The sequence below is a fragment of the Flavobacterium sp. genome (assembly GCF_021151785.1).
GTDB lineage: Bacteria > Bacteroidota > Bacteroidia > Flavobacteriales > Flavobacteriaceae > Flavobacterium.
Genome location: NZ_JAGKWP010000071.1, coordinates 1 through 13,214, shown reverse-complemented (window position 1 = coordinate 13,214; position 13,214 = coordinate 1). Strand labels below are relative to the sequence as shown.

11 protein-coding genes are annotated in these 13,214 nt (G+C 30.8%); 5 read left to right on the top strand and 6 right to left on the bottom strand.

Annotation, left to right across the window (positions count from 1 at the left end; genetic code table 11):
- Positions 1 to 98: 98 nt before the first annotated feature.
- Complete coding sequence (locus QZ824_RS08215) at positions 99 to 911, top strand: DUF2490 domain-containing protein (protein WP_291275535.1); 813 nt, start codon at positions 99 to 101, stop codon at positions 909 to 911.
- A 5-nt stretch (positions 912 to 916) separates the two neighbouring features.
- Positions 917 to 2,149, top strand: coding sequence for a porin (locus tag QZ824_RS08210; protein ID WP_291275534.1), 1,233 nt, complete (start codon positions 917 to 919; stop codon positions 2,147 to 2,149).
- 5 nt (positions 2,150 to 2,154) lie between these two features.
- Here the strand turns inward: QZ824_RS08210 and QZ824_RS08205 are convergent, their stop codons facing one another.
- On the bottom strand, positions 2,155 to 3,471 hold the full coding sequence (locus QZ824_RS08205) for a PDZ domain-containing protein (protein ID WP_291275533.1): 1,317 nt from the start codon (positions 3,469 to 3,471) through the stop codon (positions 2,155 to 2,157).
- A 201-nt stretch (positions 3,472 to 3,672) separates the two neighbouring features.
- On the opposite strand from QZ824_RS08205, the gene QZ824_RS08200 reads away from it, so the two are divergent.
- Entirely contained in the window at positions 3,673 to 4,866 is a 1,194-nt protein-coding gene (locus tag QZ824_RS08200) for a pyridoxal phosphate-dependent aminotransferase (RefSeq protein WP_291275532.1), read from the top strand.
- Positions 4,867 to 4,996: 130 nt separating this feature from the next.
- Here the strand turns inward: QZ824_RS08200 and QZ824_RS08195 are convergent, their stop codons facing one another.
- The 4 genes from QZ824_RS08195 to glyA all read right to left on the bottom strand — a co-directional run bounded on the left by QZ824_RS08195 (position 4,997) and on the right by glyA (position 9,999).
- The gene (locus tag QZ824_RS08195) at positions 4,997 to 5,701 is read right to left on the bottom strand and encodes a YoaK family protein (protein ID WP_291275531.1); all 705 of its coding nucleotides are present in this window, start codon (positions 5,699 to 5,701) and stop codon (positions 4,997 to 4,999) included.
- Positions 5,702 to 5,800: 99 nt separating this feature from the next.
- Positions 5,801 to 8,017 (bottom strand): M20/M25/M40 family metallo-hydrolase, encoded by a 2,217-nt coding sequence (locus QZ824_RS08190; RefSeq protein WP_291275530.1) that lies wholly within the window; start codon positions 8,015 to 8,017, stop codon positions 5,801 to 5,803.
- 27 nt (positions 8,018 to 8,044) lie between these two features.
- Positions 8,045 to 8,632, bottom strand: a complete 588-nt coding sequence (locus tag QZ824_RS08185) for a tRNA-(ms[2]io[6]A)-hydroxylase (RefSeq protein ID WP_291275529.1) — start codon at positions 8,630 to 8,632, stop codon at positions 8,045 to 8,047.
- Positions 8,633 to 8,724: 92 nt separating this feature from the next.
- Positions 8,725 to 9,999, bottom strand: a complete 1,275-nt coding sequence (glyA, locus tag QZ824_RS08180) for a serine hydroxymethyltransferase (protein ID WP_291275528.1) — start codon at positions 9,997 to 9,999, stop codon at positions 8,725 to 8,727.
- Between the two features lie 113 nt (positions 10,000 to 10,112).
- Here glyA and fahA point away from each other — a divergent pair, with 113 nt between their 5' ends.
- Together fahA and QZ824_RS08170 are read left to right on the top strand one after the other, a co-directional pair.
- Positions 10,113 to 11,399, top strand: coding sequence for a fumarylacetoacetase (gene fahA / locus QZ824_RS08175; protein ID WP_291275527.1), 1,287 nt, complete (start codon positions 10,113 to 10,115; stop codon positions 11,397 to 11,399).
- Between the two features lie 55 nt (positions 11,400 to 11,454).
- Entirely contained in the window at positions 11,455 to 12,636 is a 1,182-nt protein-coding gene (locus QZ824_RS08170) for a hypothetical protein (RefSeq protein ID WP_291275526.1), read from the top strand.
- Between the two features lie 57 nt (positions 12,637 to 12,693).
- Here QZ824_RS08170 and ytxJ read toward each other — a convergent pair whose 3' ends face one another.
- A complete protein-coding gene (gene ytxJ / locus QZ824_RS08165) occupies positions 12,694 to 13,080 on the bottom strand; it encodes a bacillithiol system redox-active protein YtxJ (RefSeq protein ID WP_291275525.1) in 387 nt (128 codons plus the stop codon).
- Between the last annotated feature and the right edge of the window lie 134 nt (positions 13,081 to 13,214).

The following is a 13,214-nucleotide window of genomic DNA, read 5'->3' as shown; positions in this document are numbered from 1 at the left end:
ACTTAATATTAAAACTCATTTTTCTTGAGTTCTTAACATTAAATTTGCGCAAAATAAATAATAACACAACTAATTCTTAACAACACAACACAACAAAAATGAAAAAACTTATTTACATTCATTTATTTGTTTTTTTTATTATTTTCCCTCTTTCAGCCCAAACTACAAAAGCAGATCAATTTAATGGTTGGGTTTTTTACACAGGTAATCATAAATTGACTGAAAAATGGGGACTTCATACAGAATATCAGTTTAGGCGAAGTGAAGGTTTTTCAAGTCCTATGCAGCATCAAATTCGCTTAGGTGTAGATTATAATCTAAATAAAATATATACTTTTAGCTTAGGTTGGTCTTACATAGAAACTTTTGCTTATGGTGATTTTGCTGAGGAAATTCCAGCAAAGTATAATAATTATAAATTTAATGAACAACGAATTTGGGAACAGTTTATAATTAAACATGCGCAGATCGGACGTTTTCATTATGACAGTAGATTTAGATTGGAACAAAGATGGTTATCCAATGTTAAAAATATTGGGACTACTACAGCTCCACAATATGTTAGAAATAATGATTCAGAAGATGGATATTGGAAATACAGAAATAGAGCTAGATATCGTTTTAGAGTACAAATTCCTCTATCGAAAGCAGAATTAACGGAAAACACTTTGTTTTTTGTTGCAGCAGATGAAATTTTTTTAAATTTTGGTAATTATGTATCTTCTAATATTTTTGATCAAAATAGACTTTATCTTGCCTTTGGATGGAAATTTAATAAGGATACCAACATTCAACTTGGTTATATGAACCAGTTTATAGAAAAAGGTGATGGTTTACACAAAGAAAATAATCATACTATGCAAGTAGCTTTAACTCATAATCTAGATTTTTCTAAAATGTTTAAAAAATAAGAAATATGTCTGCAAAGTACTTTTTATACTCTTTTACTTTATTTTTGTTTTTTTACAAATCAAATGCACAAATATCCATTAAGCAAACGAAATCGGATAATGATATCAAATTATCGACACTACCATATTACAGTTATGGGAAAGGTATTGGAATGACATCTCCGGATAGTTTATTTCAGTTGAATATTCGCTTTAGAATTCAAAATAGAGTTACTTATTTAAAGAATGAAGATGAAAATGGAGCTTATGATGGACAAATAAGACGTTTACGCTTGCGTTTTGATGGTTATGTAGGTAATCCCAAATTTTTATATGCCATTCAATTATCATTTGCACCAGGAGATGTTGGAGAAGTGAAAGAAGGTGAAAATATTAATATTATTCGTGATGCCGTTATTACATATAGACCCAATAAGCGTTGGAATTTAAGCTTTGGACAGACTAAATTACCGGGGAATAGACAACGCGTCAATTCATCAGGGGGATTACAATTAACAGATAGAACAATTAATAATGCTCGTTTTACTATTGATCGTGATTTTGGTTTTCAACTTCACAATATGAATGAGTTTAAGGATCGATTTTCTTATAATTTCAAAGCTGCTGTTTCTACTGGTGAAGGACGAAATTCAACAGAAAAGCCTGATGATGGTGTTGCCGTTACAGGAAAAATAGAACTATTACCGTTAGGTGCATTTACAAAAGATGGTACTTATTTTGAAGGTGATGTACTTCGAGAAAGTAAGCCTAAGTTATTGCTTTCAGGTGCTTTTCAGCAAAATAATCATGCTAGGAGAACACAAGGACAATTAGGCGATGATTTATTTGAGAAAAGAACAATGAAATCAGTCATGATTGATGCTATGTTTAAATATAATGGTTGGGCTGCTATGTCAAGTTTTATGTCAAGATCAACAACTCAAAATGCTTTAACGTTTGATCCAAATGATACATCAAATATGAAATATGCATTTGTTGGAAATGGTTTTGATTATCAATTGAGCTATAATACTAAATCTAATTATGAATTTATAGGAAGATATTCCATCCAAAAGGTTGGCTCTGATATAAAAAATTATGCACCTAATTCAAAACAATATACTTTTGGAATTACAAAGTATATCTGGGAGCATGCATTTAAGTTACAAACGGAATTAACTTTTGATACGTTAGAATATTATAATGGGATAATAAAAAATAATTGGTATTTACGATTTCAAGTTGAAATAGGAATTTAGAACACTTAAATTTCATCTTTTAATACCAATTTTACGGTCTTCTTTTCTTTATTTCTTTCAATTTCAATAATGATTTCTTGATTATTGTTGGAAAGTAGTTCATTTAATTGTGAAAGTGAAAATAATAAGGCAGATTTGTTATTTACACGAAGTAATTTATCACCTATTTTTAGACCTGCCTGCTCTGCTACAGAATGGTTTCTAATATAGGCGATTTCAAAAGTTGGTTTTAAAACAAAGTTGAATTTATGAGTAACATCCGAAAAAACATATTCATTTAAATTGATGGCTTGTATACCGCTTTCTAATTTAATTTTCTCTTCTAAAATTTCATATCCGATATGTTGTAAATGAATACCACTGCTATTATAATGAAAAGTTTCTGAAAAATGAGAGTTAGGCTTGAGGTATAATTTTTTAGAATTGAAATCAAAAATTAGATTAAATTTTTTTAAAATTTCACCACCTAATGAGCCGCTTCGGCCTTTAATATAATTTTTTTCAAAAAAGGTAGTAGAATCAGGAAATGAAATTATAGGAGCATTTAATTTAAAATCAGCTAGTTTAAGAGAGGAAAATCGAATTTTTTTTCCAAAAATAGCACCTCCTAATCCTGTTCCTAGATAGTCATTGATACTTTTTTTATTTTGCGTTAGAAATGTATTTTCAATAAGCCAAAGACCATCTGATAAACCTGTGTCTAGAAGTAGTTTTACATTTTTAGTAGATGAACTGTCTAAACAAATTTGTGTTTCCAAATAAGGTTTGTTTTCAATGATTTCAAGAGAAAGTTCTTTATACTTCTTTTTTATTTTTGAAATCCTTTTGCTTTTGGAATCAAAAAAGGTTAGCATTTTTTTTTGATAATTAATTTCAATAATAAAGTTGAGGAAAAGATTAGTACCGAGTATACCATGGATGGGTATTCCCATATTATTGGCTAATTGGAAGTCATTTTGATTCACTATTATAACATCAAATAGATAGGTTTTAACTTTACCAAGATCAAGTTTATTATTTTTAGAAAGAATTGCATTTACTGGCTTTTTTATGCCCGGACCAGTAATATTTATTTTAGAAGTATTTTCAAAAATAATACTATCTTTTTCTGGAAAGCTAAACAAGATGTTTAAATTAGAACCTGTGTCGAGTATTAAATTAAGATCTGTATCATTGACTTTTGCTTTAAGAATTATAGTGTTATTTATAATTTCAAATGGAATGGAAACTTTTTCTTTGCTTTTAAAAAATGTCCATTGTGCTTGAACGGAGTTCATAACGCAACTAAAGAAAGTAAGTAGTATTAAATAAGACTTCTTCATAATGAAATCATTTTCATAAAGTTACTACTTTTATTTTTAAATAATTAATGAAATAACATAATTCGTTTATTCTGTATCACCTTTTAAAAGGTTACATTGAAAATAATGGATGATGCGCTAGTTTTTTACTAATTTCTTAGTTTTAAGTAGTATTTTTTAAATAAAATAAATCGTAAATTTGCATCACAAATAAACATAGCTATGCCAAAAATATCAAGTAAAGGGCAACAAATGCCTGAATCACCTATTAGAAAATTAGTTCCTTATGCGGAAGGAGCCAAAAAAAGAGGAACGAAAGTATATCATTTAAATATTGGTCAACCCGATATCAAAACGCCTGAAGTAGCATTACAGGCTGTTAAAAATTTTGATATTAAAGTTTTAGAATATAGCCATAGTGCTGGTTTTGAAAGTTATAGAAGTAAATTGTCAAATTATTATAAAAGTCATGATTTACCTGTAAATACAGAAGATATCATCATTACTACTGGAGGTTCTGAAGCTTTGTTATTTGCTTTAGGTACTACTTTAGATCAAGGTGATGAGGTAATCATTCCTGAGCCTTTTTATGCTAATTATAATGGTTTCGCAACAGCAAGTGGTGTTACGGTAGTTCCTGTTATTTCTGGTATTGAAACAGGTTTTGCTTTGCCACCAATTGAAGCTTTTGAAAAATTGATTACACCAAAAACTAAAGCTATATTGATTTGTAATCCTGGTAATCCGACAGGTTATTTATATTCCAAAGAAGAAATGGAAAAGTTAGCTGAAATTGTGAAAAAGCACGATTTATTCCTTATCGCTGATGAAGTGTATAGAGAATTTGCATATGATGGCTTAAAGCATTATTCCGTTTTAAATATTCCTGGTTTGGAGCAACACGCTATCATGATTGATTCCGTATCTAAAAGGTACAGCATGTGTGGAGCAAGAATTGGTTGTGTTGTTTCTAAGAACAAAGAATTTATGGCTACAGCTATGAAGTTTGCACAAGCGAGATTAAGTCCTCCAACGTATGCTCAGGTGGCTAGTGAAGCAGCTCTAGATACACCACAAAGTTATTTTGATGAAGTAATCACTGAATACAAAGAAAGAAGAGATATTCTAATTGCTGAAATGAGTAAAATTGATGGAGTAACCATCGCAACACCGAAAGGAGCTTTTTATTGTATAGCTAAATTACCAGTTAAAAATGCTGATGATTTTGCTCAATGGTTGTTAGAAGATTTTGATTATAATGGTGAAACAGTAATGGTAGCTCCAGCTGCTGGGTTTTATTCAACGCCTGGTGTAGGATTAGATGAGGTTCGAATTGCTTATGTTTTGAAAAAAGAAGATTTAGTTAAGTCGGTTCAAATCTTAAATGAAGCTTTAAAAGTGTATAATAGCAAATAATTTCTTGCAGATAGTTATAAGTCCCTTATGATTTAAACTTAAGGGACTTTTTTATTTTATGATGTTCCAAGAGATTCAAAAATACACACAAAAGAGGCTTTATTAATTGAAGGATAAAATTAAAAAGTATTTATATTTTTCTTTTGTTCAATATGAAATAATCAATACCTAATCCAATCACTAAAACAAAAGCAGCGATTAATAAAGTTTTAATATTAAATTCAGCATAAACTACACCTGCTATTAAGCCTCCTAAAAAGAAAAAAGCAATAATGCTAAGTCTTAGTTTGATAGAAGCTATTATTTTTTCACGTTTTTCACGTTTTTTTTGAAAAAACAATTGTGATATTTCTATACCTAAATCAGTAAATAATCCTGTTAGGTGTGTTGTTCTTATAACTGCATTTGAAATGGTTGTTACCAAAGAATTTTGCATTCCCATAGTAAATAACAAGAGACAAATATAAAACTGATAATGTGCATGAATGAATGTGATATTTTGAAAAGCTATGCTTGTTAATAATAAGACTTCCAGTACTACGGGCAAAATAAAATAGTATTTTTTTGTAAGTTGATATATAGTTTCAATCATAAAGTTTGAAAAAAATGCACCTAAAAAAAAACAAAAAATGTACAAGAAATAAAAAAAGGTTTGATTGAAATTGGCTTGTAATGCTTCTTCCATCATAAACGCAAAGTGTCCAGTGACATTGGTTGTTAATTGTTTAACAGTTAAAAAACCAACTACATTGACATTTCCTGCTACAAAAGAAAGTAAGGAAGCGATTCCTATGTTTTGAATTTGATTTCGGCTATTTCCTTGATGAACAAACATATAATAATAAAAAAATCAATCAACTATAGTTTCTTTATTTTATAAAAGTACTATAAATTGATTGATTATTAAATATTTAGATTATATAATCAGTTAAAATTAAAAAGTAACCTTTACAACCATTGGCTTTCCATCGCGAATGAAGTGTACTTCCTTTACATCTCCAATACTTAATTTTGCCAAACAATCCATATAACTGTAAACTTCTTTTATTTCGCAATCCCCAATTTTAGTAATGACGTCTTTTTCTCTAATTCCTGCTAATTGAGCTGGTCTTCCTTCTGTCACTCCATCAACATGCAAACCATCTCCATGGTCTGTATAGTCAGGCATAATTCCTAATGTTACTTTGTATTTTGGAACTTTCTTTTCTTCAGTTATTTTGGTTTTAGTAAATTCAATATGATGTTGACTTGCTAAATCATCAACTATTCTACTCACATAGCTTACTATATTACTTACACCATAGTAGTTAATTTTATTTTCATCATCACTTGGTTTGTGATAATCTTGATGAGTGCCAGTAAACAAGAATAAAACCGGAATATCTTTCAAATAAAACGAAGTATGATCCGATGGACCAATTCCAGCGGGTTCTTGAGTTACGCTAAATCCAGCGGGTTTGTTTTTTTCAATAATTTCTGAGAAAATAGGTGAGGTTCCTGTTCCGCCAACAACCAGACTTTTTTTATCATCTAATCTTCCAATCATATCCATATTAATCATTGTTACTACATTAGGTACCAATTTTTGTATGTTTGCGGCTATTTCTTTTGAACCCATTAATCCATCTTCTTCGCCCGAGAAAAGAGCAAAAATAATATTTACATTTTCTTTTCTCTTATTTTGAGAATATATACGAGCCAATTCTAAAACACCTGCTACTCCTGAACTATTATCATCAGCTCCATTATGTATTTCTCCATGTGAATTAGGCTTTGTTGAATTATTGTGTTCGTTAAAACCTAAGTGGTCATAATGAGCTCCAATAATGATTGTTTTTTTTGCTCCATTATCAAGATATCCAATAACATTATGTCCCGTAATTGTTTCCCCTTTTCCGTTAGTATCATGCGGATTAGATTTGTATTGATAATTGAAAGGATGAATAAATGTACTGTTATAAGGCTTTAATTTTAATTTTTTAAATTCTTGTTCAATATAAGATGCGGCTAATTTTTCTCCTTTTGAACCCACTAATCTTCCTTCTAAGGCATCCGAAGCTAAGTATGAAATGTGTTTTTTTAGATTTGAAGTTTGAATTTCTTCGGCTTCGTCAGTGTCTACCCAATCAGCAATAAAAACATTTGTTTCTCTTGGTGCGCCTTGTCTGTTACTTGAAAAGACTAACTTTTTTCCATCAGGCGAAAACATAGGAAAGGCATTAAATTCACTTTCCCAAGTAATTTGTTTTAAACCTGTACCATCAATATTGATCATGTATAATTGGAAATCATAACCTTTTACGGCATGATGGTTAGATGAAAAAATAATCTTTTTGTCAGAAGGATGGAAGAAGGGAGCCCAATTAGCTTTTCCTAAATTTGTTATTTGTTTTAAGTCACTACCATCAATATTACAAGTATAAATTTCCATATTGGTTGGAGCTACTAAATTATCGGCCAATAAATCTTTGTATTCTTTAATTTCTGCTTCTGTTTTGGGTCTAGAAGAACGAAATACAAGTTTTTTGCTATCATGTGAAAAAAAACATCCACCATCATAACCTAATCCTGAAGTCACTTGTTTTAAATTGGTTCCATCAATATTCATGGTCCAAATTTCCAAGTCACCACTTCTGATACTTGTAAAAGCTATTTTTTTTCCATCTGGAGAAACCACTGCCTCCGCATCATAACCAGGTGAATTTGTTAATTGTTTTACTATTTCTCCATTGGTATTTGCCATGTAAATTTCAAATTCAGGATAAATAGCCCATAGGTATTTACCGTCTTTTGGTTTAGGAGGGGCAGGACATGCATGATCTGAAGCATGTGTTGAGGCATAAATAATATGTTTCCCATCGGGCATAAAATAAGAACAAGTAGTTCTTCCTTTACCAGTAGATACTAATTTTAACTGGTTAAAATCTGTAATGGGTTGAGTTAAATCTAATGAATAAATTTGATCACAGGCTACACCAAATTGTTTATTGGTTACTTGAAGAGTTAGTTTTTTACCATCTGGACTAAAATAAGCCTCTGCGTTATCTCCTCCAAAAGTTAGTTTTTTAATATTTTTTAGATTTTTTTCTTGAGCTAGACCATGTAGAGTCAAGCTTAAGAATAATAGAGCTGTTATTTTTTTTAGTTGCATAGTGCTTAATTTTTTTGATAATTTTGTTTATCCATGAACTGTTTCTTTTTTACCATATTTAGCAATTACAGTTGCTTCGAAAGCCAACCATTCTTGCCAACGTTTTTCGACATCAATTTTTTCAGCATATTTTCTAGCAAATCCAATAAAAGTGGTGTAATGTCCAGCTTCACTCTCCATTAAATCTCTATAAAATTGAGCTAATTTTTCATCTTTTATATTTTCTGAAAGAACTTTAAAACGTTCACAACTTCTTGCTTCAATCATAGCAGCAAATAATAATCTTTCAATTAATCCTGCTTCACGGCTTCCATCTAAGTGATCTTTCATGTATCTAGCCAATTCATTGACATAATCGTCTTTTCGTTCTCGCTCAAATACCAATCCTTTTTCTTTAATTATATCGTGAACCATTTTAAAATGTTCCATTTCTTCAATTGAAATTTCTAACATGGCCGATACTAAATCTTCTTTCTCAGAATTATTAATAATCAGATTGATAGCATTTGTTGCCGCTTTTTGTTCACACCATGCATGATCACTTAAAATTTCTGCAATATTGCTTTCTACGATATTTACCCATCTTGGGTCAGTTGGTAATTGTAAACGTAACATGAGTATTTTATTTTGCTTAAAAAAAGGTTTAACGTTTCGTTAGAAAGCATTAAACCTTTACAATTTTCACTTATTTTTTACATTTAATTTGGTTAGAAAGTAAACATTGGTCTTTCAGCCATTAATTCGTTTACTTCCTCAGCTACTTGTTCTAAAATAGCTTCATCTTTATGGTTCAAAATCACTTTATCAATCAAAGCAACTACAGTTTCCATATCTTCTTCAATTAAACCTCTTGTGGTAATGGCAGGAGTTCCAACTCTAATGCCAGACGTAATAAATGGTGATTTATCATCAAAAGGGACCATGTTTTTATTGACTGTGATTTCTGCTTTAACTAAGGCGTTTTCAGCTTCTTTTCCGGTAATTCCTTTGTTTCTTAGATCGATTAACATCATGTGATTGTCAGTTCCTCCTGAAATAATATTATATCCTCTTTTTACAAAGGCTTCGGCCATTGCTTTAGCATTTTTCTTTACCTGCATGGCATATTGGAAAAACTCATCTGTTAGACATTCTCCAAAGGCTACAGCTTTTGCAGCAATTACATGCATTAATGGCCCTCCTTGATTACCAGGGAAAACAGACATGTCAAGAATATTCGACATCATTTTGATTTCTCCTTTTGGAGTAGTATGTCCCCATGGATTAGGGAAGTCTTTACCCATCATAATCATACCACCTCTTGGACCTCTAAGGGTTTTGTGAGTTGTAGTAGTTACGATATGGCAATGTGGAATAGGATCGTTTAATAAGCCTTTAGCAATTAAACCTGCAGGATGTGAAATATCAGCTAACAAAAGTGCACCTACTGAATCTGCAATTTCTCTAAAACGTTTGAAATCCATATCTCTAGAGTAAGCAGATGCTCCAGCAATAATTAATTTTGGCTCTTCTTTAGTAGCTATTTCTTGAATTTTATCGTAATTTAAAACACCTGTTTCTTGTTCAACCCCATAAAATACAGGTTGATAAAGTTTACCCGAAAAATTAACTGGAGAACCATGAGTTAAGTGTCCACCATGTGCCAAGTCAAAACCTAAAATTTTATCTCCTGGCTTTAAACAAGCAGCAAAAACAGCAGTATTAGCTTGTGAACCAGAGTGAGGTTGAACGTTAACATATTCCGCTCCGAATAATGCTTTTGCTCGGTCAATTGCAATTTGTTCTACAATATCTACTACTTCACATCCTCCATAATATCTTTTTCCAGGATATCCTTCTGCATATTTATTGGTTAAACAAGAACCTTGCGCTTCCATTACTTGATCGCTTACAAAGTTTTCAGAAGCGATTAATTCAATACCATGAATTTGTCTATCTTGTTCGTCTAGAATTAGGTCGAAAATTTCTTCGTCACGTTGCATTTTTTGATTTTTTATTAAAATTTGTCCAAAATTACAAAAATTGTTTGGTAAATGGAATCTAAAGTTTAAATTTGATTGCGAATTTATTATTAATAGTATTATACCCTATATTTATGCCGAATTATGCTAATGATCCAAGTAGAACGTCTTGGTTAGAAGTGCCTGAAAACAGTGATTTTCCCATTCAAAATATCCCTTTTGGAGTCTTTATTACGAAAGATGATGTCATTACCATTGGAACAAGAATTGGTAATTACGCTATTGACATGGGGGCCTTGCAACAGTTAGGTTATTTTGAAGGAATCGAATTAACAGATGACATGTTTATGCAGGATTCTTTGAATGATTTTATTTCTGATGGAAAAAAAACGTGGCGTTTAGTACGCAACCGTTTGTCAGATATTTTTTTAACATCTAATCCAAAACTAAGGGATAATGCAGTTCATCGTGAAGTGGTTATTTTTGATATTGATGAAGTAGAAATGTTATTACCTGTTCAAATAGGTGATTATACTGATTTTTACAGTAGCAAAGAACATGCTACAAATGTAGGTAAAATGTTTCGTGATCCAGATAATGCGTTATTACCAAACTGGTTACATATACCTGTAGGCTATCATGGAAGAAGTTCAACAATTGTACCAAGTGGAATACCTGTACATAGGCCTTACGGTCAAACACTTCCTAATGGTGAAACACAGCCAGTTTTTGGCCCGTCTAGATTAGTTGATTTTGAGCTAGAAACAGCCTTTATCACTACAGATGCCAATTTGATGGGAGAGCCTGTTTCTGTAAAAGATGCAGAAGAATACATTTTTGGGATGGTATTGTTTAATGACTGGTCAGCACGTGACATTCAGAAATGGGAATATGTGCCATTGGGACCATTTTTAGCTAAAAACTTTGCGTCTAGCATTTCGCCTTGGATTGTTACTTTAGATGCTTTAGAGGAATTTAGATGTGAGTCTCCAGAACAAAATCCAACTCCGTTACCGTATTTACAACAAACAGGAAAACATGCTTTTGATATTAATTTAGAGGTTTCTATTCAACCTGAAAATTCTGAAGAAACGGTAGTTTCTAAAAGTAATTTTAAATACATGTATTGGACGATGAGTCAGCAATTAGCTCATCACACTATTAATGGTTGTAGAGTCAATTCTGGTGATATGATGGGTAGTGGAACCATTTCAGGTCCAACAGAAGATTCATTTGGCTCCATGTTAGAGTTGACTTGGGGTGGACAAAGGCCATTAAAAATGAAAGATGGATCTGAACGTAAATTTATTAATGATAATGACACTGTAATTATAAGAGGATATTGTCAAAATAATCAGGTTCGAATCGGTTTTGGTGAAGTATCAACTAAATTGTTACCCGCTTACGATTTAAAATTTTAACATGATTCAGAAAGAGTACTTCAATAGGTACTCTTTTTGATTGAAAATAATAATTATGAGGAACATTACTTTTTTATTAATTTCTCTACTTTTTTTAGGTTGTGGTGTAAAACAAACCCAATCTATGTTAAGTAATGGAGATTATGATGGAGCTATTTATAGAGCATTAGAGGGATTAAGAACCAATAAAAATGCAAAAGGAAATCAAGAATATGTTTATTTATTAGAAGAAGCATTTGCTAAAGCAAAAGAGCGAGATTTGAATGATTTAAAATTATTGATAAAAGAAAATAATCCAGCAAATTTAGAGCGTATCTATAACCTATATAAGCAGCTTCATACTAGACAAGAACGTGTTAAAGGTGTTCTACCTTTACGATTAATCAATGAAAATAGAAATGCCTATTTTCCATTTGATGATTACTCTGATTCCATTATTGCAAGTAAAAATGATTTATCAGCTTATCTATATACTAATGCTAAAAAGTTGATGAATTCAAGGAATAAGTTAGATGCTAGAGAAGCTTATGATGATTTAGGATATTTAGATCAGCTAAATCCAAATTATAAAGATGTTAGACTTTTAATGGATGAAGCCAAATTTAAAGGAACTGATTTTGTTTTTGTCTCAACTAAAAATGATACTCAAATGATTATTCCTGCTCGTTTACAAGAAGATTTATTAGACTTTAGTACATTCGGAATTAATGATAAATGGACGGTATATCATAACAAGAAGCAAAAAGATTTTTTTTATGATTATGGATTAGTGGTAACTTTCAGAAATATTGTGATTTCTCCAGAACAAGTTCGAGAAAAACAATTTGTAAAAGAGAAACAAGTAAAGGACGGAACCAAAGTTTTGTTAGATGCTAATGGTAATCCAGTTAAGGATCAAAACGGAAATAATGTTATGGTCGATAATTTAAAAACAGTTACGGCTAGTATATATGAGTTTACACAGAATAAATCTTGTCAAGTAACGGCTAAAGTGGAGTTTTTAGATAACAGAAGCAACCAATTAATTGATACATATCCATTGAGTTCAGAATTTGTATTTAATTATGTGTATGCTACCTTTAATGGAGATAAACGAGCTTGTGAACAAGATTACTTTCAATTCTTTGATCGAAGAGCAGTTCCATTTCCAACAAATGAACAAATGGTTTTTGATTCAGGTGAAGATTTGAAAGCTAAATTAAAAGCAATTATAACGAGTAATAAATTTAGAAGATAAATTTTAGTTTTTTTCTATTTGAAAAAGCACTTTTGAACATCAAAAGTGCTTTTTATTTTATATGAATGCTTTCAAATGATTTGCATTGATACCATCATGAGAGTTATGATAAATGCATTTTCCTTCTCTGATTACTAAAATTTGAGGTGATTGATGAGCAATGGAATAATGTTCAGCTACATGATTAGAAAGTGGTCGATGATTTAATAAATCAAGAAAATACAATTCCATAGCTTCATTTGGAATTTTATGCTCTTTTTCAAATTCTTTTAAAGCCATTTTACTTATGATGCATCTTGTACTATGTTTAAATAGAACTACAGGTTTTTCAAAGGAAATAGCATCTATTTGATTTAAATCTGTATCTTCAAGATAGTTCCAAGTTAAATTTAAAGTACTCTTCATACTGTCGTTTCTTCCAAATAAATCATCAAATAATCTCATAACATTTCTTTTTTAAGACATTTTGGCGCTTTTTTTGTTTTAAATCAAAGTAAATATGACTTTTTGTCTTGACTTAGGCTTTGGAACATTAATTGTCAAATGTTCATCAAAGGTATTACCCATATTATGGTGGC

Excerpts from the sequence above, each read along its gene's own strand:
- QZ824_RS08215 (WP_291275535.1), top strand. The coding sequence starts at position 99 with ATGAAAAAACTTATTTACATTCATTTATTTGTTTTTTTTATTATTTTC.
- QZ824_RS08210 (WP_291275534.1), top strand. The coding sequence starts at position 917 with ATGTCTGCAAAGTACTTTTTATACTCTTTTACTTTATTTTTGTTTTTT.
- QZ824_RS08205 (WP_291275533.1), bottom strand. The coding sequence starts at position 3,471 with ATGAAGAAGTCTTATTTAATACTACTTACTTTCTTTAGTTGCGTTATG.
- QZ824_RS08200 (WP_291275532.1), top strand. The coding sequence starts at position 3,673 with ATGCCAAAAATATCAAGTAAAGGGCAACAAATGCCTGAATCACCTATT.
- QZ824_RS08195 (WP_291275531.1), bottom strand. The coding sequence starts at position 5,701 with ATGTTTGTTCATCAAGGAAATAGCCGAAATCAAATTCAAAACATAGGA.
- QZ824_RS08190 (WP_291275530.1), bottom strand. The coding sequence starts at position 8,017 with ATGCAACTAAAAAAAATAACAGCTCTATTATTCTTAAGCTTGACTCTA.
- QZ824_RS08185 (WP_291275529.1), bottom strand. The coding sequence starts at position 8,632 with ATGTTACGTTTACAATTACCAACTGACCCAAGATGGGTAAATATCGTA.
- glyA (WP_291275528.1), bottom strand. The coding sequence starts at position 9,999 with ATGCAACGTGACGAAGAAATTTTCGACCTAATTCTAGACGAACAAGAT.
- fahA (WP_291275527.1), top strand. The coding sequence starts at position 10,113 with ATGCCGAATTATGCTAATGATCCAAGTAGAACGTCTTGGTTAGAAGTG.
- QZ824_RS08170 (WP_291275526.1), top strand. The coding sequence starts at position 11,455 with ATGAGGAACATTACTTTTTTATTAATTTCTCTACTTTTTTTAGGTTGT.
- ytxJ (WP_291275525.1), bottom strand. The coding sequence starts at position 13,080 with ATGAGATTATTTGATGATTTATTTGGAAGAAACGACAGTATGAAGAGT.